Source organism: Microbacterium esteraromaticum (assembly GCF_900163815.1).
GTDB classification, from domain to species: Bacteria; Actinomycetota; Actinomycetes; order Actinomycetales; family Microbacteriaceae; genus Microbacterium; species Microbacterium esteraromaticum_B.
On sequence record NZ_FUKO01000019.1, the window covers coordinates 560621 to 585705 of the forward strand.

23 protein-coding genes are annotated in these 25085 nt (G+C 66.5%); 20 read left to right on the forward strand and 3 right to left on the reverse strand.

The window, feature by feature from the left end:
* Complete coding sequence (locus FM104_RS08145) at positions 1-654, forward strand: CoA transferase subunit B (RefSeq protein ID WP_179206722.1); 654 nt, start codon at positions 1-3, stop codon at positions 652-654.
* Positions 651-1829, forward strand: coding sequence for an acetyl-CoA C-acetyltransferase (locus FM104_RS08150; protein ID WP_087131005.1), 1179 nt, complete (start codon positions 651-653; stop codon positions 1827-1829). The genes FM104_RS08145 and FM104_RS08150 overlap by 4 nt, the downstream gene beginning before the upstream one ends.
* A 197-nt stretch (positions 1830-2026) precedes the next feature.
* Here the strand turns inward: FM104_RS08150 and FM104_RS08155 are convergent, their stop codons facing one another.
* On the reverse strand, positions 2027-2305 hold the full coding sequence (locus tag FM104_RS08155; protein WP_087131008.1) for a hypothetical protein: 279 nt from the start codon (positions 2303-2305) through the stop codon (positions 2027-2029).
* A gap of 211 nt (positions 2306-2516) precedes the next feature.
* Here FM104_RS08155 and FM104_RS08160 point away from each other — a divergent pair, with 211 nt between their 5' ends.
* From FM104_RS08160 to ilvC, 7 genes are read left to right on the forward strand one after another with little or no spacing between them, the layout of a single operon-like run.
* Complete coding sequence (locus FM104_RS08160; RefSeq protein WP_256971564.1) at positions 2517-3710, forward strand: MFS transporter; 1194 nt, start codon at positions 2517-2519, stop codon at positions 3708-3710.
* 47 nt (positions 3711-3757) lie between these two features.
* Positions 3758-5191 (forward strand): alpha,alpha-trehalose-phosphate synthase (UDP-forming), encoded by a 1434-nt coding sequence (locus FM104_RS08165; RefSeq protein WP_087131013.1) that lies wholly within the window; start codon positions 3758-3760, stop codon positions 5189-5191.
* On the forward strand, positions 5188-5985 hold the full coding sequence (gene otsB / locus FM104_RS08170) for a trehalose-phosphatase (protein ID WP_087131016.1): 798 nt from the start codon (positions 5188-5190) through the stop codon (positions 5983-5985). The genes FM104_RS08165 and otsB overlap by 4 nt, the downstream gene beginning before the upstream one ends.
* A 9-nt stretch (positions 5986-5994) precedes the next feature.
* The gene (gene ilvD, locus FM104_RS08175; protein ID WP_087131018.1) at positions 5995-7728 is read left to right on the forward strand and encodes a dihydroxy-acid dehydratase; all 1734 of its coding nucleotides are present in this window, start codon (positions 5995-5997) and stop codon (positions 7726-7728) included.
* A gap of 46 nt (positions 7729-7774) precedes the next feature.
* Positions 7775-9577 (forward strand): acetolactate synthase large subunit, encoded by a 1803-nt coding sequence (locus FM104_RS08180; RefSeq protein ID WP_087131021.1) that lies wholly within the window; start codon positions 7775-7777, stop codon positions 9575-9577.
* Between the two features lie 3 nt (positions 9578-9580).
* A complete protein-coding gene (gene ilvN / locus FM104_RS08185) occupies positions 9581-10090 on the forward strand; it encodes an acetolactate synthase small subunit (protein WP_087131023.1) in 510 nt (169 codons plus the stop codon).
* 41 nt (positions 10091-10131) lie between these two features.
* Positions 10132-11160 (forward strand): ketol-acid reductoisomerase, encoded by a 1029-nt coding sequence (gene ilvC, locus FM104_RS08190; protein ID WP_087131025.1) that lies wholly within the window; start codon positions 10132-10134, stop codon positions 11158-11160.
* 68 nt (positions 11161-11228) lie between these two features.
* On the opposite strand, the gene FM104_RS08195 is transcribed toward ilvC, so the two are convergent.
* A complete protein-coding gene (locus FM104_RS08195) occupies positions 11229-12170 on the reverse strand; it encodes a hypothetical protein (RefSeq protein ID WP_087131028.1) in 942 nt (313 codons plus the stop codon).
* Positions 12171-12240: 70 nt separating this feature from the next.
* On the opposite strand from FM104_RS08195, the gene FM104_RS08200 reads away from it, so the two are divergent.
* From FM104_RS08200 to serA, 3 genes are all read left to right on the forward strand, one after another.
* Positions 12241-12741 (forward strand): hypothetical protein, encoded by a 501-nt coding sequence (locus FM104_RS08200; protein WP_256971566.1) that lies wholly within the window; start codon positions 12241-12243, stop codon positions 12739-12741.
* On the forward strand, positions 12738-13106 hold the full coding sequence (locus FM104_RS08205; protein ID WP_256971567.1) for a hypothetical protein: 369 nt from the start codon (positions 12738-12740) through the stop codon (positions 13104-13106). Before FM104_RS08200 ends, FM104_RS08205 begins: the two co-directional genes overlap by 4 nt.
* Before the next feature lie 138 nt (positions 13107-13244).
* Positions 13245-14864 carry a phosphoglycerate dehydrogenase gene (gene serA / locus FM104_RS08210; RefSeq protein WP_087131033.1) on the forward strand — a complete coding sequence of 540 codons (1620 nt, stop codon included), beginning with the start codon at positions 13245-13247 and terminating at the stop codon, positions 14862-14864.
* A 13-nt stretch (positions 14865-14877) separates the two neighbouring features.
* Here the strand turns inward: serA and FM104_RS08215 are convergent, their stop codons facing one another.
* Positions 14878-15423 (reverse strand): TetR/AcrR family transcriptional regulator, encoded by a 546-nt coding sequence (locus FM104_RS08215; RefSeq protein ID WP_087131036.1) that lies wholly within the window; start codon positions 15421-15423, stop codon positions 14878-14880.
* 19 nt (positions 15424-15442) lie between these two features.
* Here FM104_RS08215 and FM104_RS08220 point away from each other — a divergent pair, with 19 nt between their 5' ends.
* The 8 genes from FM104_RS08220 to gltX all read left to right on the forward strand — a co-directional run bounded on the left by FM104_RS08220 (position 15443) and on the right by gltX (position 25063).
* Positions 15443-17032 carry an MFS transporter gene (locus FM104_RS08220; protein ID WP_087131039.1) on the forward strand — a complete coding sequence of 530 codons (1590 nt, stop codon included), beginning with the start codon at positions 15443-15445 and terminating at the stop codon, positions 17030-17032.
* 96 nt (positions 17033-17128) lie between these two features.
* Positions 17129-18178 (forward strand): 3-isopropylmalate dehydrogenase, encoded by a 1050-nt coding sequence (locus FM104_RS08225; protein ID WP_087131042.1) that lies wholly within the window; start codon positions 17129-17131, stop codon positions 18176-18178.
* A 44-nt stretch (positions 18179-18222) separates the two neighbouring features.
* Positions 18223-19311 carry a branched-chain amino acid aminotransferase gene (locus FM104_RS08230; protein WP_087131044.1) on the forward strand — a complete coding sequence of 363 codons (1089 nt, stop codon included), beginning with the start codon at positions 18223-18225 and terminating at the stop codon, positions 19309-19311.
* Between the two features lie 303 nt (positions 19312-19614).
* Positions 19615-20523 carry a hypothetical protein gene (locus FM104_RS08235; protein WP_143738282.1) on the forward strand — a complete coding sequence of 303 codons (909 nt, stop codon included), beginning with the start codon at positions 19615-19617 and terminating at the stop codon, positions 20521-20523.
* 222 nt (positions 20524-20745) lie between these two features.
* A complete protein-coding gene (locus FM104_RS08240; RefSeq protein WP_087131048.1) occupies positions 20746-21522 on the forward strand; it encodes a fumarylacetoacetate hydrolase family protein in 777 nt (258 codons plus the stop codon).
* Positions 21519-22784 (forward strand): MFS transporter, encoded by a 1266-nt coding sequence (locus FM104_RS08245; RefSeq protein WP_256971569.1) that lies wholly within the window; start codon positions 21519-21521, stop codon positions 22782-22784. Before FM104_RS08240 ends, FM104_RS08245 begins: the two co-directional genes overlap by 4 nt.
* Positions 22781-23542 carry a class I SAM-dependent methyltransferase gene (locus tag FM104_RS08250; RefSeq protein ID WP_087131234.1) on the forward strand — a complete coding sequence of 254 codons (762 nt, stop codon included), beginning with the start codon at positions 22781-22783 and terminating at the stop codon, positions 23540-23542. Before FM104_RS08245 ends, FM104_RS08250 begins: the two co-directional genes overlap by 4 nt.
* Before the next feature lie 12 nt (positions 23543-23554).
* Positions 23555-25063 carry a glutamate--tRNA ligase gene (gene gltX, locus FM104_RS08255; RefSeq protein WP_087131051.1) on the forward strand — a complete coding sequence of 503 codons (1509 nt, stop codon included), beginning with the start codon at positions 23555-23557 and terminating at the stop codon, positions 25061-25063.
* Positions 25064-25085: the final 22 nt, after the last annotated feature.

Consider the following 25085-nt stretch of genomic DNA (forward strand, 5'->3'; position numbering starts at 1 on the left):
ATGGCACTCACACGTGATCAGATGGCCGCGCGCGCAGCCCAGGAGCTGGATGACGGTTCCTACGTGAATCTCGGCATCGGACTGCCCACGCTCGTTCCGAACTACGTCCCCGACGGTGTCACGGTTGTGCTTCAGTCGGAAAACGGCATTCTCGGCGTCGGGCCATATCCGACCGAGGAGAACGTCGACCCCGACCTCATCAACGCCGGTAAAGAGACCGTCACTCTGCTGCCGGGCGCGGCGTTCTTCGATTCCTCGATGAGCTTCGGCATGATCCGCGGCGGCAAGATTGACGCCGCGATCCTCGGCGCCATGCAGGTGTCCGTCAATGGGGACCTTGCGAACTGGATGATCCCCGGGAAGATGGTGAAGGGCCCGGGCGGAGCGATGGATCTGGTGCATGGCGCGGGCCGCGTGATCATTCTCATGGAGCACGTCGCGAAGGACGGCTCCGCGAAGATCGTCAACGAGTGCTCGCTGCCGTTGACGGGCAGGGGAGTGGTCGATCGAATCATCACCGACCTCGCCGTGATCGACGTGACAGCCGACGGGCTCGTGCTCGTCGAGACCGCACCGGGTGTGAGCGTGCAGGACGTCATCGACGCCACCGAGCCGGCACTGGCCGTCTCGGAGAACCTTAAGGAGACCTCATGAGTGACATCGTCATCGTCGCGGCGGCTCGCACGCCTCAGGGTCGTCTGAAGGGGCAGCTCGCCTCGTTCACCGCTCCGCAGCTGGGCTCACTGGCGATCCGCGGGGCAATGGAGCAGGCCTCGATCTCGCCGACCGACGTCGATGCTGTGGTGATGGGCCAGGTCCTTCCTGCGGGATCCGGACAGAATCCCGCCCGTCAGGCGGCGATCGGCGCAGGTCTCGGCTGGGATGTGCCGGCGAGCTCAGTGAACAAGGTCTGCCTTTCGGGCCTCACGGCCATCATCGATGCGGCACGCATGATCCGCACCGGAGACGCCGTCACCGTCGTCGCCGGCGGTATGGAGTCGATGACGCGCGCGCCGCACCTGTTGATGGGCTCTCGCGACGGCTGGACCTACGGGAGCATCGAGGTGCTCGACCACATGGCCTATGACGGGCTCACCGATGTCTACGACCGCGAGAGCATGGGGGCCTCCACCGAACGGCAGAACCCTCGGTACGAGATGACCCGCGAAGCGCAGGATGCTGTCGCAGCGCTGTCTCACCAGCGCGCCGCAGCAGGACAGCGTGACGGCGCGTTCGATGCGGAGATCGTCGCGGTCACCGTGCCGCAGCGCAAGGGCGACCCGCTGGTCCTCACCGAAGACGAGGGTATTCGCCCCGACACGACCGTCGAGTCGCTCGGCGGGCTGCGGGCAGCGTTCGCCGAGGGCGGCACGATCACGGCAGGCAACTCGTCGCAGATCTCCGACGGTGCATCCGCGGTGATCGTCACCAGCCGGGAGAACGCCGCCGCGAAGGGGTGGCCGGTGCTGGCGACGATCGGTGCGAACGGCCAGACTGCAGGCCCAGACAACTCGCTTCAGGCGCAGCCGGCGCGCGCGATCGAACGAGCGCTCGAGAAGCAGGGCATCGGCGCCGCCGACCTGGACCTCGTCGAGATCAACGAGGCCTTCGGTGCGGTCGTCGCTCGCTCGCAGCAGGAACTCGGGCTCTCTTCGGACATCGTCAACGTCCACGGCGGGGGCATCGCCATCGGACACCCGATCGGTGCCAGCGGCACGCGGTTGGTTGTGCACCTCGCGCACCTTCTTGCACAGCGCGGGTCGGGCACCGCGGTCGCGGCACTCTGCGGCGGCGGCGGGCAGGGCGAAGCCCTCATCCTCACCCGCTGATTCGGCTGCTTCGGCGGGCTCACACCCAGGACTTCTGGCGCCGTGAGCCTGCCGAGGGCGCAGCATCCGCTGCACAAAGTGGCACGCGCTGCATCGATCGGTGGCGCGGATGCGGAAAAGTGGCGCGGATGCTGAGGCACGCGCCCGCGCGGACGCGGATGCTGACCGGCGCGGATGCCGCGCCGCCCGGGCACGGGTCAGCGCTTGGTGGCCTTGGCGGCCTTCTCGATCGCTTTGAGCTGCTTCTTCGCACGCTTGCTCTGCTTCGCGGCGAGCGGGGAGTCGATGGCGACCGGCTCTCCGTGGTGATCGCGGCGCATATCGATCGCGGCGCCGACGGCCAGGGCGAAAGTGACGCCCCAGCTGACCCAGGCCAGCACCGCGCGCCACGTGACGGGGGCTTCCCGCGTGCCGCGCAGCAACGAGATTCCGGTGGTGACGGCACCAAAGAGTCCTGTGCTGAAGAGATAGCGCATGGCCCCACGTTACCCGGGCCCGGCGCCCGTGCGCGACTGTCTCGGCCCAGCCATGAGGGCCCGGCTAAGATAGATGGGGGCGCGATGGCGTTCCACCAGCCGTGTATCTACCGGCCGTCGGAATCACGACGGAAAGCGGCGGCACCCGACCCGCGTCCGCTGACGCCCGAGAGCCATGTCACAGATACCACCTCATTCTTCTCCGCCGAACTTGTTCCGTCTCGTCGGTCTGCCCTATTTCCTGATCGCGTTCGTCGCGCGCCTGCCGTTCGCGATGATGGTCGTCGGCGTACTCACCCTCGTCGTCACGGCCCGAGGGTCACTGTCGGTGGGCGGCCTCACCTCCGCGGCGGTCGGCGCCGGCACGGCGCTCATCGGTCCCTTCCTCGGCGCCGCCGCCGACCGATTCGGCCAGCGACCGGTGCTCGTCGCCTCCGCTGTGCTGAACTCGGCCATGCTGGCGGCGTTCGCCTTCGTCGTCTACAGTCCGGCATCCTTCACGCTGGTGCTGCTCGCTGGCTTCGCGATCGGTGCCACTGCGCCTCAGGTGTCGCCGATGTCTCGTTCGCGGCTGGTCACGATCATCGACGAGCGGATGCCGCAGGCGCAGCGCCCCCGCACCACATCGGCGACGATGTCCTACGAATCCGCTGCCGATGAGACGGTGTTCGTGTTCGGGCCGTTCCTCGTCGGCATCCTGGCATCCTTCATCGCGCCATGGGTGCCGATCGCCGCGGCATCCGCACTCACGCTGATCTTCGTCGGGGCCTTCGCGCTGCATCCGACCGCGCGTCACGTCTCGATCACCCGTGGCGCAGACGGCGCCGCACCCTCCGCGGTCTCTGAGCTGTTCCGCCCTGCCCTGCTGGTCGTCGTTGTGGGAATCTTCGGTGTGGGGCTGTTCTTCGGCACAACTCTCACCGCGTTGACGGCGTTCATGGCCGATCGCGGCGCGCCAGAGCAAGCGGGACTCCTGTACGGGGTGATGGGAATAGGCTCGGCGCTTCTCGCACTCGGAGTGGCCTGGCTCCCCGTGCGCTTCAGCCTGCACGCTCGCTGGCTGGTCTTCGGATCGATCTTCCTGATCGGGTCAGTGCTGGTCGCTACCGCACCTTCAGTGGGGATGATGATCGTCGCCCTCGCCCTGCTAGGGATCGGCGTCGGACCGACGCTGGTGACGCAGTACAGCCTGGGGGCGGCGCGCAGCCCGCTCGGCCGCTCGGCGACCGTCATGACCATGCTCGGCTCCGGTGTCGTTGTGGGGCAGGCAGTCGGGGCAGCGGTCACGGGTGAGCTGGCAGAGAGCATCGGAACGCACGCCGCGCTGCTGATGCCACTGGTCGCGTCCGCTGTCGTGGTGGGCGCGGGCATCGTGAACCGTCTGCTCACGCCGATTCAGCGCTGACTTCTCCAGCGCTGGGTAACCTGTGAGTAACCAGCAGAGGAGTCTCCGTGACCACCGCAGAGTTCGTCATCGTCGCCAACCGTCTTCCCGTCGACCGCGTCATCACCCCCGATGGGGAAGAGATCTGGCGGACGTCGCCCGGAGGCCTGGTCGCAGCCCTTGAGCCGGTGATGCACGGTGTCGATGGCGCCTGGGTCGGATGGGCGGGAGTCGCCGGCCTCGAACTCTCGCCGTTCGAGGCGAACGACATCAGACTGATTCCGGTTTCGCTCAGCGAGCAGGAGGTGCAGGAGTACTACGAAGGCTTCTCGAACGACACGATCTGGCCGCTTTATCACGACGTGATCGCGCCGCCGCAGTACCACCGGGAATGGTGGGACGCGTACATGAACGTGAATCTGCGCTTCGCCACCGCCGCCGCTGATGCCGTCGCGCAGGGCGGCACCGTCTGGGTGCACGACTACCAGCTGCAGCTCGTGCCGGAGATGGTGCGGGCGCTGCGCCCCGATGTCACCATCGGCTATTTCCACCACATCCCTTTCCCCGCGCACGGCCTCTACGCACAGCTGCCCTGGCGTGATCAGGTGCTGCGCGGGCTGCTCGGGGCCGACGTCATCGGCTTCCAGCGCACCCAGGACGCGACGAACTTCCTGATGGCCGTCAAGCGCCGGCTGGGGGTAGAGACGAAGTCCTCGACCGTGCTGCTGCCCGACGGGCGCAGGCCGCAGGCGAAAGCCTTTCCGATCTCCATCGACACCGCGCCGTACATCGAACTGGCGAAGCGTCCCGATATCCAGGCGCGTGCGGTCGAGATCCGCGAGGGGCTCGGCAACCCGAAGTGCATCCTGCTCGGTGTCGACCGGCTCGATTACACGAAGGGCATCCGCCACCGCATCAAGGCGTACGGAGAGCTGCTCGACCAGGGGCACATCTCTGTCGAGGATGTCGCCTTCATCCAGGTGGCGAGCCCGAGTCGTGAGCGCGTCGACGCATACATGCACCTGCGTGACGAGGTCGAACTCGCGACCGGGCGGATCAACGGCAGCCACGATACTCTCGGCCACACGGCCATCCGGTACCTGCATCAGGGCTACCCGCGCGAGGAGATGGTGGCGATGTATCTGGCAGCCGATGTCATGCTGGTCACCGCGCTGCGCGATGGAATGAACCTGGTCGCGAAAGAATACGTCGCCACGCGAGCCGACAATCGTGGCGTTCTCGTGCTCAGCGAGTTCACCGGGGCAGCGGACGAACTGCGCCAAGCCGTGCGCGTGAACCCGCACGACATCGAAGGGCTGAAGGATGCGATCTGCGCGGCCATCGAGATGCCGCGCGAAGAGCAGAGCAAGCGCATGCGCTCGCTGCGCAAGCGCGTGCTCACGCACGACGTGAAGGCCTGGTCGCACTCCTTCCTCAAGGCCCTCGACCATGCCAGCCGCGCTCGCCACCCGCAGCAGAAGACTCACCTGGAGGATCGATGACCCGCACCTGGACACCGGATGCCCACGACGTCGCCGTCAGCGAGATCGCGCGCACCCCGCGACTGCTGATCGCCCTGGACTTCGATGGCACAGCATCCGAGCTCGTGCCCGACCCGATGTCCGCCCGGGCCGTGCCCGAGGTCAAGGCTGCTGTTGCTCGGCTCGCGGCTCTACCGGAGACGACGATCGCCTACGTCTCGGGCCGGAGTCTGGTGCACCTGCGAGAGATCGCCGAACACGACGACGACTCCGCCGTCGTGCTGGCGGGGTCCCACGGTGCGGAGTACTGGTATCCCGGAGCGGGCGGATCGGATGCCGACGACGCGGCGCACGATCGCGAACTCCGCGAGGCGCTGTTCATCGAGCTCGAATCGCTGCTGCAGACATACGAGGGTGTGGAGCTGGAGCGCAAGACGCTCGGCATCGGCATCCACGGGCGCCGGGCAGATCCTGCGGTCGAGCGGGAGGCCTTCTCTGCCGTCGATGATCTGATGTCGCGCCGTGCACCGCAGTGGCGCCGCCGCACGGGCGATCGGATCCTCGAATTCTCGTCCCGCGACGAGGGCAAGGATGCCGCGATCGAGGTGCTGCGCGAGCACACCGGCGCCACCGGCATCCTCTTCGCCGGCGACGACGTCACCGATGAGGACGCCCTGAGCGTTCTGCGAGGAGGAGATCTCGGTGTCCGGGTGGGGGAGGGCGAGACGGCTGCGACGCTTCGTGTGGACTCTCCACAGGAGATCGCACTGCTTCTGGGCGTCATCGCGGATGAACGGGCGCGCCGTCGGGAATAGACTGCCGTCATGTCCTCCCGCGAACCTCACTCCGGCGCGCCCGCCACGCCCTCAGAATTTGACATCAAACCCCGCAGCCGCGTCGTCACCGACGGCATCGAGGCGACGACGTCGCGCGGAATGCTCCGCGCGGTCGGCATGGGAGACGACGACTGGGACAAGCCGCAGATCGGCATCGCCTCGAGTTGGAATGAGATCACCCCCTGCAACCTGAGCCTGGACAGGCTCGCGCAGGGCGCGAAGGAGGGCGTGCACTCCGGCGGCGGCTACCCGCTGCAGTTCGGCACGATCTCCGTCTCGGACGGCATCTCGATGGGCCACGAGGGCATGCACTTCTCGCTCGTCTCGCGCGAGGTCATCGCCGACTCGGTCGAGACGGTGATGATGGCCGAGCGCCTCGACGGCAGTGTGCTGCTCGCCGGCTGCGACAAGTCGATCCCTGGCATGCTCATGGCCAGCGCCCGTCTCGGACTCTCCAGCGTTTTCCTCTACGCCGGATCGATCGCACCCGGCTGGGTGAAGCTGTCCGATGGCACCGAGAAAGACATCACGATCATCGATTCGTTCGAGGGCGTCGGCGCGTGCCGCGCTGGCCGGATGACCGAAGAGGACCTCAAGCGCATCGAGTGCGCGTTCGCTCCCGGTGAAGGCGCCTGCGGTGGCATGTACACCGCCAACACCATGGCATCCGTCGCCGAAGCCCTGGGCCTGAGCATGCCGGGCTCGGCTGCGCCGCCCTCGGCAGACCGTCGCCGGGACTTCTACGCGCACCGCTCCGGCGAAGCCGTCGTGAACCTGCTGCGCCAGGGCATCACCACGAAGGACATCCTGACCAAGGAGTCTTTCGAGAACGCGATCGCGCTGGCGATGGCGCTCGGTGGTTCGACGAACGTCGTGCTGCACCTGCTCGCCATCGCCCGTGAGGCGGAGGTCGAGCTGGACCTCCACGACTTCAACCGCATCGGCGACAAGACGCCGCACATCGCCGACATGAAGCCGTTCGGCAACTACGTCATGAACGACGTCGACCGCCACGGCGGAATCCCCGTGATCATGAAGGCGATGCTCGACGAGGGACTCATCCACGGCGATGCGCTCACCGTCACCGGAAAGACCGTCGCCGAGAACCTGCGTGAGCTGAATCCCGACCCCATCGACGGCGAGGTCATCCACACCTTCGACAACCCCATCCACGCTTCCGGGGGCATCACCATCCTGCACGGCTCGATGGCGCCTGAGGGTGCCGTCGTGAAGTCGGCCGGCTTCGACGCTGACGTGTTCGAGGGACCCGCCCGGGTGTTCGAGCGCGAGCGCGGGGCCATGGATGCACTGGCTGCCGGCGAGATCAACGCCGGAGATGTCGTCGTGATCCGCTACGAAGGCCCCAAGGGCGGCCCTGGCATGCGCGAGATGCTCGCGATCACCGGAGCTATCAAGGGCGCGGGGCTCGGAAAAGATGTACTACTCTTGACAGACGGACGATTCTCAGGCGGCACAACCGGCCTGTGCATCGGCCACATAGCACCCGAAGCGGTGGACGCTGGTCCGATCGCCTTCGTGCGCGATGGTGATCTGATACGGGTCGATATCGCGGCTCGCTCCCTCGAGCTACTCGTCGAGGACGCAGAGCTGAGCTCCCGCCGCTCAGGCTGGGAGCCGCTACCTCCGCGCTACACCCGTGGTGTCCTCGCCAAGTACTCCCGTCTCGTGCGCTCGGCCGCGCAGGGCGCGACGACCGGCTGACCCGGGTTCTCGGACATTCGATTTCGACAGACACCTGAGGAATGACATGACTGCTGATTCCGCAACCGCCGTGCCGCGGCCGCCCGCTCGGGCCGCCGCGAGCCCCGAGATCACCGGGGCCGAGGCTGTCGTCCGCTCGCTCGAGAAGCTGGGCGTAACCGACGTCTTCGGCATTCCCGGCGGCGCGATCCTCCCGGTCTATGACCCGCTGATGGACTCTTCGGACCTTCGCCACATTCTCGTGCGCCACGAACAGGGCGCTGGACACGCGGCCGAGGGCTACGCGTCGGCCAGCGGCAGAGTCGGCGTGTGCATCGCGACGTCGGGGCCCGGCGCGACGAACCTCGTCACGGCGATCGCCGATGCCCACATGGACTCGGTGCCGATGGTGGCGATCACGGGCCAGGTCTTCTCGACGCTGATGGGAACGGACGCCTTCCAGGAGGCTGACATCGTCGGCATCACCATGCCGGTGACCAAGCACTCCTTCCTCGTGAAGGACGCCGCTGATATTCCGAGTGCCATCGCCGCCGCGTTCGAGATCGCCTCGACCGGTCGCCCGGGCCCGGTGCTCGTCGACATCACCAAGGATGCGCAGCAGGGCGTCGCCCCGTTCATCTGGCCGCCGAAGATCGACCTGCCCGGATACCGTCCGGTGACGAAGGCGCACGGCAAGCAGATCCAGGCGGCAGCGACGATGCTCGCTGAGGCCAAGAAGCCGGTTCTCTACGTCGGCGGCGGCGTCATCCGCGGCTGCGCGTCGGCAGAGCTCCTGACTCTCGCAGAGTCCACGGGCGCGCCGATCGTCACCACGCTGATGGCGCGCGGGGCGTTCCCGGATTCGCACCCGCAGCACCTGGGCATGCCGGGCATGCACGGTACGGTTCCGGCCGTGCTCGCGCTGCAGGAGGCCGACCTGCTGATCTCGCTCGGCGCGCGCTTCGACGACCGTGTCACCGGCCGCGCCGCGCTGTTCGCACCGAACGCGAAGGTCGTGCACGTCGATATCGACCCGGCGGAGATCTCGAAGATCCGCGTCGCGGATGTGCCGATCGTCGGCGACGTGCGCGACGTGCTGGTCGATCTCGACACCGCCTTCCGCGGCACGATGGCGGGCCGCAAGCCTGATACGGAGGAATGGTGGTCGTACCTCGACGGGCTGAAGTCTGAGTTCCCCCTCGGCTTCGCGCCGACGACCGATGGTCTGCTGGCACCCCAGCAGGTCATTCAGCGCATCGGCGAGATGACCGGCCCGGAGGCCGTGTACGCGGCAGGAGTCGGCCAGCATCAGATGTGGGCGGCGCAGTTCATCAAGTACGAGCGACCCAACTCCTGGCTCAACTCCGGGGGAGCGGGCACGATGGGCTACTCCGTGCCCGCTGCAATGGGCGCGAAGGTCGCCGAACCGGACCGCGTGGTCTGGTCGATCGACGGCGACGGATGCTTCCAGATGACCAACCAGGAACTCGCAACCTGCGTCATCAACAACATCCCGATCAAGGTCGCGATCATCAACAACTCCTCGTTGGGGATGGTCCGCCAGTGGCAGACGCTGTTCTACGACGGCCGCCACTCGAACACCGACCTCAACACCGGGCACGGCACGATAAGGATTCCCGACTTCGTCAAGCTCGCGGAGGCCTATGGATGCCTCGCACTGCGGGTGGAGACCGAGGATGAGATGGATGCTGCCATCCAGACCGCGCTCGACACCAATGACCGCCCCGTCGTGATCGACTTCGTCGTCAGTGCGGATGCAATGGTCTGGCCGATGGTTCCACAGGGTGTCAGCAACAGCTACGTCCAGTACGCACGCGATCACGCGCCCGCATTCGATGAGGAGATCTGAGTCATGCCCACCCACGTGCTGAGCCTGCTCGTCGAGAACACCCCTGGTCTGCTGACTCGCGTTGCCGGTCTCTTCGCGCGCCGCGGATTCAATATTGAGTCTCTCGCCGTCGGCGTGACCGAGGTGCCAGGCATCTCGCGGATCACCGTTGTCGTCGATGTCGACACGCTTCCGCTCGAGCAGGTCACCAAGCAGCTGAACAAGCTGATCAACGTCATCAAGATCGTCGAGCTCGATCAGTCGTCATCCGTGCAGCGTGAGCACATGCTCATCAAAGTGCGCACCGACAACAACACCCGCTCCAACGTGCTCGAAGTCGTCAATCTGTTCCGCGCCTCTGTCGTCGACTACGCGCCGGATGCGGTGGTCGTCGAGGTCACGGGCGACCACGGCAAGGTGCACGCGCTGCTGCGAGCTCTCGAGCCGTTCGGCGTGAAGGAGCTCGCCCAGTCGGGCCTGCTCGCGATCGGTCGCGGCGGCAAGAGCATCACCGAGCGCGTCCTGCGCGGCTGATTCCACACACTTTAAAAACCACTAGCAAGGAGAAACACACAGTGAGCACCGAGATCTTCTACGACGCAGATGCTGACCTCTCGATCATCCAGGGCAAGAAGGTTGCCATCGTCGGGTACGGCTCCCAGGGGCACGCGCACGCGATGAACCTGCGCGATTCCGGCGTCGAGGTCACCATCGCCCTCAAGGAGGGCTCGAAGTCGATTGCGAAGGCCGAAGAGGCCGGCTTCCCCGTCAAGAACGTCGCGGATGCGACGGACTGGGCCGACGTCATCATGATCCTCGCGCCGGACCAGCACCAGCGCACGATCTTCAACGACTCGATCAAGGACCGTCTGACCGCGGGCAAGGCACTGGCCTTCGCGCACGGCTTCAACATCCGCTTCGGCTACATCGACGCGCCTGAAGGCGTCGATGTGATCCTCATCGCTCCGAAGGCTCCTGGCCACACCGTGCGCCGCGAGTTCGTCGCCGGCCGCGGCATCCCGGACATCATCGCCGTGGAGCGCGACGCCTCGGGCAAGGCCTGGGACCTCGCTCTCTCATACGCGAAGGGCATCGGCGGCACTCGCGCCGGCGTCATCAAGACCACCTTCACCGAAGAGACCGAGACCGATCTGTTCGGCGAGCAGGCCGTGCTCTGCGGTGGCGTCAGCCACCTCGTGCAGGCAGGCTTCGAAACGCTCACCGAAGCGGGCTACCAGCCGCAGATCGCCTACTTCGAGGTGCTGCACGAGCTCAAGCTCATCGTCGACCTGATGTGGGAGGGTGGCATCGCCAAGCAGCGCTGGTCGATCTCCGACACGGCAGAGTTCGGCGACTACGTCTCCGGACCTCGCATCATCGATGAGAGCGTCAAGGAGCGGATGCAGGGTGTGCTCGCCGACATCCAGTCCGGTGCCTTCGCGAAGCGCTTCATCGACGACCAGGACAACGGTGCCGAGGAATTCCTCGCACTGCGCGAGAAGGAGCAGGGCCACCCGATCGAAGTGACCGGCAAGGAACTGCGTTCGCTGTTCGCCTGGAAGCAGGACGACACCGACTACGTCGAGGGCAGCGCAGCGCGCTGATCCGCAGCATCCGCTAGACAAAAGGGCCGGTCTCAGTTCACTGAGACCGGCCCTTTGCATATCCGCGCTTACTCGGCGGGAGCATCCTCGACGACGATAGGCGCGTCAGCGGGGTCGGCCCACACCGGCTGGGGCAGCAGCGTGTCGACGTTGCCGGCCTGGATCTCACGCAGCGCATCGGCGATCTCATCGGCGTTCTCCGGCACGGTCAGATCGCATGCGCGCATCTCGGATGCGAACTTCAGCGTCAGTCGCTGCTTGCCTGCTTCGACTGCCTCTGCCGTCGTGCCGGTGATCTTCTCGCTGCCGGTCTGGATATCCGACACCTGATCGCACACGTGGTAGACGGACCCTCCGGCAACCCATACGACCTCATCCTGTCCGAGCAGCTGGATGACAGCGGACTGGTCGGCGGTGTACTGCTCGACGGATGCCGGATTGAAGTCGATGCCGAACATGACGGCGACAGCAGCCAGCACGATGCCGACGATGCCGGCGGTCGTCTTCTGGCCCTTGTCCATGTCCTTGTTCAAGAAGATGAGGATGATCAGCGGCAGGAAGGCGATGATCGCGATGATCGCGCCGAGCTGGTTCTGCACGAAGAAGCGCATCGTCTCCGACTTCCGCGCCGGATCGAGGTGGTTCGCCTTCTTCCAGAGGATCGACCCGGTGATCGACAGCGCAGCGATGATGACGAGCATCACGATGAGAGTGATGAAGGCCCACTGCGGGAACTGCGCCGTGGCGGTCGACTGCTCCAGGAGCCCGGTATCGGGGTTGCGCAGCAGCTGTCCGTCTTCGCCCACGAAGACGCGCTGGCGCAGCACCCAGAAGATCGCCACGGCCTCGGTCGCGATCGCGATGATCCACAGCACGGCCGCGATCCAGCGGAAGGTCGTCGCCTTCGACTTCGCTGACGCTGTCGGCTTCCAACTCGCGGGTGGCTCGGCGCTGCCGCCGTCCGCTGTGACGGGCTGTGCCGCGCCGGTCGTCTTCTTGCTCTGTGCCACGCTGTCCTCCTGAGTGGTGTCGCCCCTGATCCTAATGGGCGCGAGGGATCGACGTGGGTACGCTGGGGACATGAACCCCGACTCCGAGGATGACGCACTGAACTGGGATGGTGACGATGCTCTTGAGGCGCGCCGCCCGGCGCGTCGGCGCATCGATCCGGCGCCCGGCCGTCCCGGTGAGGTGAGAAGCGCGGATGCCGCGCATGCCGCCTCTTCTCTCGAGCCCGCCGCCACATCGGCAGCGCCCGCTGAACGGGCGCAGGAGCCACCGGGGCTCAGCACCGTCAGCCTGGTGCTGTTCGGCATCTTCGGAGGCATCTATCTGCTCTACACGGTGGGCTGGGCTGTCGGCGGACTCGGGCTGCAGACGCGGGTGATGTTCTTGATGCCGGGGCCGCTGTATCTCTCGGCGCTGGGGATCGCGGTGCTCGCGCCCGCGCTGTGGTTCGCGAGCGTGCTCGTGCTCACCCGTCACGCCAAGGATTGGATCCGGGTAGTCGGTCTCATCGTCGGGGCACTGCTGCTCGTACCCTGGCCGTTCGTCGTCGCCGGGGGAGGGGGAGTGCTGTGAGTGACAACGTCGAAAGTGGTGACGTGCGCGTGAGCGGAGGTCAGCAGAGTCCTGGTCGCCTGCGCAGTTTCATGCACGGTCTTCTCACGGGCTTCTTCGGACTTGCCTATGCGTTCGTCACCTGGAACGCGGCCTTCTATCTCGTGCAGATGGCGCAGCTCGGGATCAGCGGATACGGCTGGGTCGTCCTGCTTCTGCCGGTGATCGTGCCGATCATCGTCTTCGTCATCGCACTTGCGCTCACTCGCAAACGCCCGCTGGGCGCCTTCATCATCGTGATGCTCGGCGGACTCGGACTCAGCGCGGTTTTCTGGCTGAACACGCTCAGCTACGCGATTCGCAACGCGGAGTCGCTGCTGAGCTGATCGAACCATCAGTCGAAGGGGCGAACGTCACACCGTCAGATCGGGTCGTTGCACTGCGGTAAAGTGTGACCGATCGCGCCCCCGACGGTGTGCGGCGCATCGGCTACCTCCACCTGTCGTCATCCCAGAAGGAAATCTGTGCCGAACCAGTCTGCGCCCAAGCCCGTCGTCCTCCTCGCTGAAGTCCTCTCGCCCGCGACGATCGAGGCTCTCGGCCCCGACTTCGACGTGCGTCACGTCGACGGCACTGATCGAGAGGCGCTCTTCGCCGCCCTGGCTGATGCCGATGCGGTGCTGGTTCGCTCCGCAACCCGCATCGACGCGGAAGCGCTCGCGCGCGCGCCGAAGCTGAAGGTCGTCGCGCGTGCCGGTGTCGGTCTCGACAACGTCGACATCAAGGCATCCACCGCTGCCGGCGTCATGGTCGTCAACGCGCCGACCTCGAACATCGTCTCCGCCGCGGAATTGACGATCGGTCACATCCTCAGCCTTGCGCGCCGCATCCCCGCCGCCCACGCGTCGCTGTCGGCTGGCGCGTGGAAGCGCAGCTCCTTCACCGGTGCCGAGCTCTTCGAGAAGACGGTCGGCATCGTCGGGCTCGGGCGCATCGGTGCCCTCGTCGCCGCACGCCTGAACGCTTTCGACATGCGCGTGATCGCCTACGATCCGTACGTCACGAGTGCCCGTGCTCAGCAGCTCGGCGTGCAGCTGGTCTCGCTGGACGACCTCGTCGCCGAGGCAGACTTCCTCACCATCCACATGCCCAAGACCCCGGAGACGACCGGCATGATCGGTGCTGAGCAGTTCGCGGCGATGAAGCCCACCGCGTTCGTCGTCAACGTCGCTCGCGGCGGTCTGATCGACGAAGCCGACCTGCACGAGGCGCTCGTCGCGGGTGAGATCGCCGGTGCTGGCCTCGACGTGTTCACCTCCGAGCCGCCGGCGGAAGACGGCACCGCACGCGCGCTGCTCGGTCTGCCGAATGTCGTCGTCACGCCGCACCTCGGCGCGAGCACCGAGGAAGCCCAGGAGAAAGCCGGAGTGTCGGTTGCCCGCTCGGTGCGACTCGCGCTCGGCGGCGACCTGGTTCCGGACGCGGTGAACGTCGCCGGCGGTGTCATCGACCCCTACGTGCGTCCGGGTATCGCGCTCGTCGAGAAGCTCGGACAGATCTTCTCCGCCCTCGCGCAGTCGCCTCTGACCAGCCTCGACGTCGAGGTGCACGGCGAGCTGAACGATTACGACGTGAGCGTTCTCAGGCTCGCAGCGCTCAAGGGCATCTTCACGAACATCGTGAGCGAGAAGGTCTCGTATGTGAACGCGCCGCTTCTGGCTGAGCAGCGCGGTGTCGCGGTGCGACTGCTTCAGGACGAAGTCACCGAGGAGTACCGCAACGTCATCACGCTTCGCGGCGCGCTCTCCGACGGATCGCAGCTGGCGGTCTCGGGCACGCTCACGGGACCCAAGCAGGTGGAGAAGCTCGTGGCCATCAACGAGCACGCCATCGAGTTGCCCATCGAGAAGCACCACGTGGTCATGACATACACCGACCGCCCGGGAATCGTCGCGGCGTACGGTCAGAAGTTCGGCGAGGCTGGCATCAACATCGCCGGGATGCAGATCGCCCGCGAGGCGGCGGGCGCTCAGGCGCTCAGCGTGCTGACACTGGACTCGCCGGTCTCCGACGAACTGCTCGCCGACGTCAGCGCGGCGATCGAGGCGGATCTGTTCCGTCAGATCGAGATCACCGAGGTCTGACCCGCACCGAGCATCACGTTACGGTGCGTTCGACCAGCTCGATGAGCTTCTCGAGCGCGCCGTCGCGCGGAGTCGGTGTGCTGAGATCACCCGTGCCGTCCAGCGCGTTGTTGTAGTAGAGCCCATCGCTGAGCAGCATGACCAGCTGCAGTGCGGTTTCATCGCGCACGGCGGGACGCAACGTCGTCTCCCACAGCATCCGCATCTCGCGAAGCGCGACTACGGCATCCGCTTGCCCGCCCTGGGCCAATCGCGAGGCGGCGGTGATCGCGCGATCGAGGGCGTCGCCCTCCATCACCGATGTGCGCACGTAGTAGGCGATCGGACCCTCTGGCGCTTGCTTCATCAGCTCGACGTCCTCGGTGACGAGCGCATCAAGACGCTGCAGCAGGCCGGTGGACAGGTCCTCTTTCGCCGCGAAGTGGTAGAGCAGGCCGCCCTTCGAGACGCCGGCTGCCTTCGCAACGGCTTCGAGAGTTGCGGCGCGCTCGCCCTCGGAGACCAGGATCTGTTCGTACGCGTCGAGCACGCGCTCGCGTGCCAACGGAGGACGGGCCATATTTTCTCCTTGCTCTCGTATGTTACTGTACCATCTGGACGGTTCAGTTATCGAAAGGCAGCCGGTGTCTGGGACAGCACCCATTCCGCTTTACAAGGAAGACGGACCCCGCGTCGGCGCGCGCGGCTGGGCAGCACTTGTCGTGCTGATGCTGCCCGTGCTGCTGGTGTCGGTAGACAACACCGTGCTGGCCTTCGCCATCCCTGAGATCTCGCTGGCCCTGCAGCCCAGTGGCGCACAGCAGCTCTGGATCATCGACATCTACTCGCTCGTTCTTGCGGGACTGCTGGTGACGATGGGCGTCCTCGGCGACCGCTTCGGCCGGCGGCGGATGCTGCTGATCGGTGCCACGGGATTCGCGGTCGTCTCCGCTTTCGCCGCTTTCGCACCCACCGCCGGGCTCCTGATTGCAGCGCGGGCCGCACTCGGTCTGTTCGGCGCCATGCTGATGCCGTCCACGCTGTCGCTGCTGCGCTCGATCTTCCAGAACCGCGATCAACGGCGGCTGGCGATCGCCATATGGGCCTCGGCGTTCTCTGCGGGTTCCGCGCTGGGACCGATCGTCGGTGGCTTCCTGCTGGAGCACTTCGCGTGGGGATCCGTCTTCCTCATCGCCGTGCCGGTGCTGATTCCGCTGCTCATCGGCGGGTTCTGGCTGCTGCCCGAGAGCTCGGACCCCAACCCCGGACAGATCGACCCGATCGGGATCCTGCTGTCGATGGCGGCGCTGGTTCCGATCGTCTACGCGATCAAGGCCTTCGCTGTCGACGGGCCGAGCATCACAGCGTCGGGACTCGTCGTCTTCGGGCTTGTCACGGGGTTCCTGTTCGTGCGTCGGCAGCAGCGCGCCGTGATCCCGATGCTCGATATGAGTCTGTTCCGTCGAGGCGGTTTCAGCGGAGCGATCCTGGTGAATCTGCTCAGCGTGGTGGCACTGGTCGGCTTCCTCTACTTCGTCTCCCAGCAGCTGCAGCTGGTGATCGGGCTGTCGCCGATGGTCGCCGGGCTCGCTTTGGTGCCGGGCATGGCGGCGATGATCATCGCCGGTCTCAGCGTGGTTCCCGTCTCGCGCCGCGTGCCACCGCACATCGTCGTTCCGCTCGGACTCGTGCTCTCGGCTCTCGGGTACGTGCTCGTGGCGGCGACGGCTGAGCTCAACAGCGTGCCGTGGCTGCTGGCTGCCTTCGTCGTGCTCGGCCTGGGCATCGGCGCGGCCGAGACGATCTCCAACGAGCTCATCCTCGCGCATGCGCCGCCAGAAAAAGCAGGGGCCGCCAGTGCGGTCTCGGAGACCGCGTACGAACTCGGCGCGGTGCTGGGCACAGCCATTCTCGGCGGCATCATCACGGCGTTCTACCGTGGGGCGCTGGTGATCCCTGATCGTGTTCCGGCAGCATCCGCAGAACAGGCTCGCGAGACCCTGGCTGGGGCTTACGTCGTCGCGCACGACCTGCCGCAGGCACTGGGGCAGAGTCTGTGGGATGCCGCAACGGACGCCTTCGGCTCGGGTGTGGTGACCACGTCGATCATCGGCGCGCTGCTGGTCGCGATCGCGATCGCCGTCGCGGCGACCACCCTGCGTCCGTCCCAGAATGCCGTGCTGCGCTGACCTGCGACATGCGTGCGGTGCCGCTGCCGGGCGCCGGTACGCTGGAGGCAGTGTCCGCGACGACCCGCGTGGCGGACGGCCCTGCAGAGGAGAGTCATGTCGCGCGTCGTGAAGCTGGCGGTCATCCCCGGAGACGGCATCGGCCGTGAGGTCGTCGCTCAGGCAGAGCGCGTTCTCGACGCCGTCACCGCAGACGGAGACGTCGCATTCGAGAAGACGCGGTTCTCGCTCGGTGCTGGCCGTTACCTGGAGACGGGCGACACGCTCACCGATGATGATCTCGCAGCGATCCGGTCCCATGATGCGATCCTGCTCGGGGCCGTCGGAGGAACGCCGGGCGACCCGCGCCTCAAAGACGCGAACATCGAGCGCGGGATGCTGTTGAAGCTGCGGTTCGAGCTCGACCACTACGTGAACCTGCGCCCGTCCAAGCTCTTCGCCGGAGCCCCGGGGCCCCTGGCCTCACCGGGTGAGATCGACTTCGTCGTCGTGCGCGAGGGGACCGAGGGCCCGTACGTCGGCAACGGCGGCAGCATCCGCAAGGGCACGCCGCACGAGATCGCCAACGAGACCAGCGTGAACACCGCCTTCGGCATCGAACGAGTCGTGCGCTACGCATTCGAGCTCGCAGGGCGCCGTCGCAACAAGCTCACGCTCGTGCATAAGACGAATGTGCTGGTGCATTCCGGTGCGATCTGGCAGCGAATCGTCGAGCAGGTGGCATCCGAGCATCCTGACGTGGTGGTGGACTACCTGCACGTCGACGCCGCTACGATCTTCCTCGTGACCGACCCTTCGCGTTTCGACGTGATCGTCACAGACAATCTGTTCGGCGACATCCTCACCGACCTCGCTGGCGCTGTCACCGGTGGCATCGGCCTTGCCGCCTCGGGAAACATCAATCCCGACGGAACCTTCCCGTCGATGTTCGAGCCGGTTCACGGCTCGGCTCCTGACATCGCCGGTCAGGAGAAGGCAGATCCGACCGCGGCGATCCTCTCCGTCGCGCTGCTGCTCGATCACCTCGGCCTGCGTGACGAGGCCGCCCGCGTGCAGCGTGCGGTCGAAGCGGACATCGCCGACCGCAGCACCCCGCGCAGTACGAGCGAGGCCGGCGACGCCATCATCGCTCGTCTGCAGGCGTAACCTGACAGTACGCGCACCGCAGCCGTATCCCGATAGAGGACAGAATGACCGACACCGCTCCCGCTCCGCTTACGTTCACCGTGACGAAGAACCTCGCCGCCAAGAGCCCCGCTCAGCGCGAAGAGATTCTGAAGAATCCTGGCTTCGGCACGAATTTCACCGATCACATGGTGGATATCTGCTGGTCGGAGAAGGGCGGCTGGCATCGTCCGCGAGTCCAGCCCTACGGGCCCATTCCACTCGACCCGGCCGCCGCGGTGCTGCACTACGGGCAGGAGATCTTCGAGGGCATCAAGGCGTACCGTCACGCGGACGACTCTGTGCACACGTTCCGTCCTGACCGCAACGCCGCACGTCTGCAGCGCAGTGCGCGTCGACTCGCGCTTCCGGAATTGCCCACGGAGTACTTCGTGGAGTCGCTGCGAGAGCTCATCGCTGTCGACGGCGCGTGGGTGCCGTCCGGTGTCGACCAGAGCCTGTATCTGCGCCCGTTCATGTTCGCGAAGGAGGCCTTCCTCGGTGTGCGACCGGCGAAGAAGGTCGCCTACTACGTGATCGCCAGCCCCGCTGGGGCGTATTTCACGGGCGGCGTGAAGCCGGTGCGGATCTGGCTGTCGACGAAATACTCCCGCGCAGGCAAGGGCGGCACAGGGGCCGCGAAGACCGGTGGCAACTACGCCTCCAGCCTGCTGCCCCAGGCCGAGGCGAGCCAGAAGGGGTGCGACCAAGTCGTCTTTCTCGACGGCGACGGCAACATTGAAGAGCTGGGCGGAATGAACGTCGTGTTCGTCTACAAGGACGGTCGCATCGTGACGCCGCAGTCCGACAGCATCCTCGAGGGCATCACGCGCGATTCGCTCCTGCAGCTCGCCGAAGACCGCGGGCTGACCGTCGAGCGCCGCCCGGTGTCGCTGAGCGAGTGGCGCGACGGCGTGGCTTCGGGCGACATCGTCGAGGTCTTCGCCTGCGGCACGGCCGCGGTCGTGACGCCGATCGGCGCGCTCGTCGCGGATGGTTTCGAAGATGCTCAACCCCTGGGTGAGCTCGCCCTCTCGCTGCGCGAGGAGCTCACCGACATCCAGTACGGTCGCCGCGACGACAAGCACGGCTGGCTCGTGCGCCTCGACGCCTGATCCGCCACCGTCTCTCTCCGCCTCCGCCTCTCTCTGCGCCTCTCTCTGCGCCGACACCCCGCTTTATCGCCGACACCCCGTGGTGTTGTCGTCGATACGGCGGGGTGTCGACGTTAACCCGGGGTGTGCGGGAAGACTCGTTCGCCCTGCACATCCGCGCGATCTTCGCGAATGCGCTCGATGGCTGTGGAAAGCACCATTTCGAGGCATGTGGGGGTGGATCATCATCGGATGCGCCATCGAATCGACCTCCCGCAGGGCCGCATGCTTGTGCGATCTCGTTCGAGCCTGTGCGATGCCGGCTTGACGGACCGCCAGATTCGCACGGCAGTAGAGTCCGGCGATCTGCTGCGACTGCACCGAGGTGCGTATTCGAGTGCCGACGAATGGGCACAGCTCTGGCCGGAGGGACGACACCTGCTGAAGGTGCTGGCTGTGCGATCTGCAAGCCCGGGCGGCGGCCCGGTATTCACACACGCGTCGGCGGCGGTGCTGTGGGGATTGCCGCTCCACGGGGTCGGCGACCTGCCGGTGCAGGTGCTTGTCGATGGGGCTCGTCACAGCCGGATCACGGCCGGCGTCGTGCGTCGCGATATGCGCGTAGCGGAGGGGGACATCGTTCGCATCGACGGCATCCGCGTGACGTCTCCGAATCGCACAGTGTTCGACGTTGCGCGCTCCATGCGCGAAGAGACCGGTGTCGCCTGTGCGGATGCCGCGTTGCGCCGTGCGTCGGTGATCGGCCAGACGATGGATGCCGACGCAGCCGCCGCCTGGCACGAGAATGTCATGTCGCTCGCCTTGCCCGGTTTGCGCGGTGTACGTCGAGCGCGCCGGGTGATTGAGTTCGCGGATGGACGTGCGCAGCTTCCGGGGGAGAGCGTCAGTCGACTGCAGTTGGACCGGCTGGGGTATTCGAACGTCGGTCTGCAGGTGCCGGTCACCGGATCAGCCGGTGACTCGTATTGGCTCGACTTCGCGTTCCGGCGATCTCGAGCGTTCGGCGAGTTCGACGGCGCCGAGAAGTATACGGATGCTGCGCTGCGGGCAGGGGCCACCGAAGCCGATGTGGTGCTTCGCGAGAAACGACGTGAAGACGATATCCGGGGCGTGACCGGTTGGCGCTTCGCGCGCTGGGGCTACGAGCACATCGGGTCACCTGATGCACTCGGATCACGGCTCGCCGCCTTCGGCATCCATCCGCCGGGCTGACCGCGGCTCTGCGCTTCGACGTCGAGCACCACGCCCTCAGCGGCCGACACCCCGCATGCGCGCCGACACCCCGCATGCGCGCCGACACCCCGTCGTGTGAACGTTGATGTCACGGGGTGTCGGCAAGAACACGGGGTGTCGGCAACGGGGCGGCGTACGAGAAGGTCGGGAGTGAGGCGACGGGGGAGGCGCATACCGGCGGATGCTCGTTAGGCTGGGGCCGTGAAGATCGCACGATTCAGCCACAATGACGGCATCCGCTACGGCATCCTCGACCAGGGCGAACTGGTCGTTCTCGATGGAGACCCGATGTTCGCCGGTTTCGAGACGACCGGCGAGCGAATCCCGTTCGCCGATGTCGCGCTCCTTGCTCCAGTGATCCCACGCTCCAAGGTGGTCTGCGTCGGGCGCAACTACCACGATCACGCTGCCGAGTTCGGCAATGTGGCGCCGGAGGAGCCCCTCTTGTTCCTCAAGCCCAATACCGCCGTGATCGGCACGGGCGACACCATCGTGCGCCCGGCGATCTCCGAGCGCACTGAGCACGAAGGCGAGCTCGTCGCCGTGATCGGTCGCATCGCCAAGAACGTGCGCGCTGAAGACGCGCTCAGCTATGTCTTCGGGTACACGATCGGCAACGACGTCACCGCGCGCGACCTGCAGCGCAAGGACGGCCAGTGGACCCGCGGCAAGGGCTTCGACACCTTCTGCCCACTCGGTCCCGTCATCGAGACCGAGTTCGATGTCGCTGCAGAGCGCATTGAAACGCGTGTCAACGGTGAGGTGCGTCAGCAGGCGCCGCTCACCGACATGATCCACTCGGTCGCCGACATCATCGCCTACGCCTCCGCCGCATTCACGCTGCTCCCGGGCGACGTGATCATGACCGGTACACCCGCGGGAGTCGGCGAGCTCGTCGCCGGCGACACCGTCGAGGTCGAGGTGCCCGGCATCGGGATCCTGCGCAACCCTGTGCGCGACGCCGTGCCGACCTCGTGACGGTTCTGACGCCCGACGCACTGCCGGCGCTGCAGCGCCGCACGGTCGCGATCCTCTCCCTCGGCCAGGTGCTCGGTGGAATCGCGTTCGGGTCGACGGTGTCGCTCGGCGCGCTTCTCGCGGCAGATCTCTCCGGTGATGACGCGCTGTCGGGGCTGGCCACAGCATCCGTCACCCTGGGGGCCGCGGCGTTCGCGATTCCGCTGGCGCGCTTCGCCGCGCGCCGTGGCCGTCGCCTCTCGCTGACCGCGGGCAATCTGCTGGCGCTTATCGGCGTCTTCGTGGTGATCACGTCTGCCGCGCTGCGCGTGTTCCCGCTGCTGCTGGTCGGCATCGTGATGATCGGCATGGGCAACGCCGGCAATCTGCAGTCGCGGTTCGCCGCCACTGACCTCGCAGCCCCGAAGCATCGTGGTCGCGACCTGTCGATCGTGGTCTGGTCGACGACGATCGGCGGTGTCACGGGTCCGCTGCTGCTGACTCCCGGCGAAGCCCTGGGCCAGGCGGTCGGAATGCCTCCGCTCACCGGCTCGTATCTGTTCGCGCTGGTTGCGCAGTTCGCGGCGCTCATGCTCTACCTGGTGGCGCTGCGCCCCGACCCGCTCCTGACCGCCCTCAAGATGGCGGCCACGCCATCGCGCGCCGCTGCGCTCGGTGCGAGTGTCGACCGCCCGGTGAGCGCTCGATACGCCATCTTCGCGGTCTCGGGGTCACACGCGGTGATGGCGTCTGTCATGGCGATGACGCCGATTCACCTCTCGCATATGGCGCATGGTCACGGCGGAGCTGGGGAGATGAGCGAAGAGGTGACACTGCTGGTCGGTGTCACCATCGCTCTCCACGTCGCGGGGATGTACGGACTGTCGCCTGTCTTCGGCATCCTCGCCGACCGGTGGGGCCGCGTTCGCGTCGTTCTGCTCGGGCAGGCTGTGCTGGCGGCGTCTCTCGGCACGGCGATCATCGCGGGAGAGCATGCTGCCGGAGTGATGATCGCGCTCATTCTTCTCGGTCTCGGCTGGAGCGCGGCGACCGTCGCCGGCGCCGCATTGCTGACCGAATCATCGACGGTGGAGATGCGACCGCGCAGGCAGGGGATCAGCGACTCGCTGATGAGCCTCACCGCAGCGGTCGGCGCTGCCGGTGCCGGAGTCGTGCTCACGAACTTCGGCTATGGCGGGCTCAGCGCCGTGGCACTTGTCATCGTCGTCGCCATCAGCGTGATGTCGCCATGGGGGCGGATCCGCGAGAGCGTGCCGGCATGAGCTGGATCGGAACCGGCGACGCATACGCCGCCTCGTACGCTTCGCTGTGCGCGGGAACCGGCGCTCGGATGCGGGAGCTGGTCGGCCTCGCCGCCGGCCGATCGCTGCTGGACGTCGGCTGCGGGGATGGGACCCTCGCCGCCGCCTGGTCAGATGCGGGCTTCCAGATCACCGCGTGCGAACCGGATCGCAGCATGCGAGAGGCAGCGAAGCGGCAGCATCCGTCCTTGCAGGTTGTCGACGCCGGACTCCCGAACCTGCCTTTCGCGGATCAGTCGTTCGACGTGGTCGTGGCGAATTTCGTGCTCAACCACCTCGATGATCCGAGGGACGGCGCGCGAGAGCTGTACCGTGTGGCGTCGGATGCCGTGATCGCAACCATCTGGTCGCACTCGTCGCCATTGTGGTCAGAGGTGACCGCCGAGGCGGATCTGGTGGCGACGACGAGCGCGCGACTTCCTGCTGGCAAAGACTTCGAACGCACCGCTTCGGGCTTCGAGCGGATGCTGCGCGATGCCGGCTGGAATCCGAAAGTGGATGAACTCACGTGGACGTGGCGTGTCAGACCGCAGGCTCTCTGGGCGTCGGTGGACGGGGGAGTAGCCGGTGCGGGCGCGTTCTACCGGACGCTGACGGATGCCGACCGCTTGCGCTTTCGTGCGGCTTTCGACCGCATCGTGGCGGCGCGCATGGTGGCCGACCATGTTGCGCTGGAGCAGACGGCGGCGATCGCCATCTCACTGCGCGCACCCGGATAGAATCAGGGGGATATGGCTACCGTGCATCCCCTCACCACCACCGCCACCGGATCTGATGTCCGTGTGCGCTTCTGCCCTTCGCCGACAGGCCTGCCGCACGTCGGCATGGTGCGCACGGCGCTGTACAACTGGGCGTACGCGCGCCACAACGGCGGCAAGCTGATCTTCCGCATCGAAGACACCGATGCTGCGCGCGACAGCGAAGAGAGCTTCCGCCAGCTCGTCGACGCGCTGACCTGGATGAAGATCGACTGGGATGAGGGCGTCGAGGTCGGCGGGCCGCACGCCCCGTATCGTCAATCGCAGCGGCACGACATCTACCGCGGAGTCATCGACAAGCTGCTGGCCAGTGGCGCACTGTACGAGAGCTATTCGACGGCCGACGAGATCGATGCGCGCAACGAGGCAGCGGGGCGCGCGAAGCAGCTCGGGTACGACAACTTCGACCGCACTCTGAGCGACGAGCAGAAGGCAGCATTCCGGGCCGAGGGGCGTCAGCCCGCGCTGCGCCTTCGGGTGCCGGATGACGACGTCACCTATGTCGACCTCATCCGTGGCGAGGTCACGTTCCCCGCGGGCTCCTTCCCGGACTTCGTCGTCGTGCGCCCGAACGGTGTGCCGTTGTACACGTTCGTGAACCCGGTCGATGACGCGCTCATGGGCATCACCCACGTCTTGCGCGGCGAAGACCTGATGCCGTCGACGGCTCGCCAGCTGGCGCTCTACGACGCCCTGATCGAGGCTGGCGTCACGACCTTCGTACCCCGCTTCGCGCACATGCCGCTGGTGCTCGGCGAGACCGGCAACAAGAAGCTCTCCAAGCGCGATCCGCAGGCCGACCTGTTCCTGCACCGTGATCGCGGCTTCATCCACGAGGGTCTGCTGAACTACCTGGCGCTGCTGGGGTGGTCGATCGGGCCCGATCGCGACGTCTTCTCGCTCGAGGAGTTCACCGCCGCTTTCGACATCGTGAACGTCAACCCGAACCCGGCCCGATTCGACCAGAAGAAGGCCGAATCGATCAACGGCGACCACATCCGGATGCTGGATGGCAAGGATTTCGCGGAGCGGATGCTGCCGTATCTGGCGGCCGACGGTGTGTTCGGCGAAGGCGAGCCGACGCATGAGCAGATCGTGCTGGCCTTCCGGGCGGCGCCGCTTGTTCAGGAGCGCATGCAGCTGCTGGGTGAGGCACCGGGGCTTCTCGGCTTCCTGTTCACCGAGGAGCTCGAGTACGACGCTGACGCGATGAAAGGCCTGCCGGCGAACGCGGCGGAGGTGCTGGGCGCGTGTGTCGCCGCGCTGGAGCCAGTGACGGAGTTCACGACGTCGACGATCCAGGAGACGCTGTCTGCCGCGCTCGTCGAAACGCTGGGGCTGAAGCCGCGCATCGCATTCGGTCCGCCTCGCGTGGCACTCACGGGCCGGCGCATCTCGCCGCCGCTGTTCGAATCGATGGAGCTGCTCGGTAAGGACGAGACGCTGCGCCGGTTGCGCGCGCTGGGTGAGAAGCTCGTCTGACCCGGCATCCGGTTCTGTCAGC

Coding starts and splice junctions, on each gene's coding strand:
- FM104_RS08145 (WP_179206722.1), top strand. CDS start 1: ATGGCACTCACACGTGATCAGATGGCCGCGCGCGCAGCCCAGGAGCTG.
- FM104_RS08150 (WP_087131005.1), top strand. CDS start 651: ATGAGTGACATCGTCATCGTCGCGGCGGCTCGCACGCCTCAGGGTCGT.
- FM104_RS08155 (WP_087131008.1), bottom strand. CDS start 2,305: ATGCGCTATCTCTTCAGCACAGGACTCTTTGGTGCCGTCACCACCGGA.
- otsB (WP_087131016.1), top strand. CDS start 5,188: ATGACCCGCACCTGGACACCGGATGCCCACGACGTCGCCGTCAGCGAG.
- ilvD (WP_087131018.1), top strand. CDS start 5,995: ATGTCCTCCCGCGAACCTCACTCCGGCGCGCCCGCCACGCCCTCAGAA.
- FM104_RS08180 (WP_087131021.1), top strand. CDS start 7,775: ATGACTGCTGATTCCGCAACCGCCGTGCCGCGGCCGCCCGCTCGGGCC.
- ilvN (WP_087131023.1), top strand. CDS start 9,581: ATGCCCACCCACGTGCTGAGCCTGCTCGTCGAGAACACCCCTGGTCTG.
- FM104_RS08200 (WP_256971566.1), top strand. CDS start 12,241: ATGAACCCCGACTCCGAGGATGACGCACTGAACTGGGATGGTGACGAT.
- FM104_RS08215 (WP_087131036.1), bottom strand. CDS start 15,423: ATGGCCCGTCCTCCGTTGGCACGCGAGCGCGTGCTCGACGCGTACGAA.
- FM104_RS08220 (WP_087131039.1), top strand. CDS start 15,443: ATGTTACTGTACCATCTGGACGGTTCAGTTATCGAAAGGCAGCCGGTG.
- FM104_RS08225 (WP_087131042.1), top strand. CDS start 17,129: ATGTCGCGCGTCGTGAAGCTGGCGGTCATCCCCGGAGACGGCATCGGC.
- FM104_RS08230 (WP_087131044.1), top strand. CDS start 18,223: ATGACCGACACCGCTCCCGCTCCGCTTACGTTCACCGTGACGAAGAAC.
- FM104_RS08250 (WP_087131234.1), top strand. CDS start 22,781: ATGAGCTGGATCGGAACCGGCGACGCATACGCCGCCTCGTACGCTTCG.
- gltX (WP_087131051.1), top strand. CDS start 23,555: ATGGCTACCGTGCATCCCCTCACCACCACCGCCACCGGATCTGATGTC.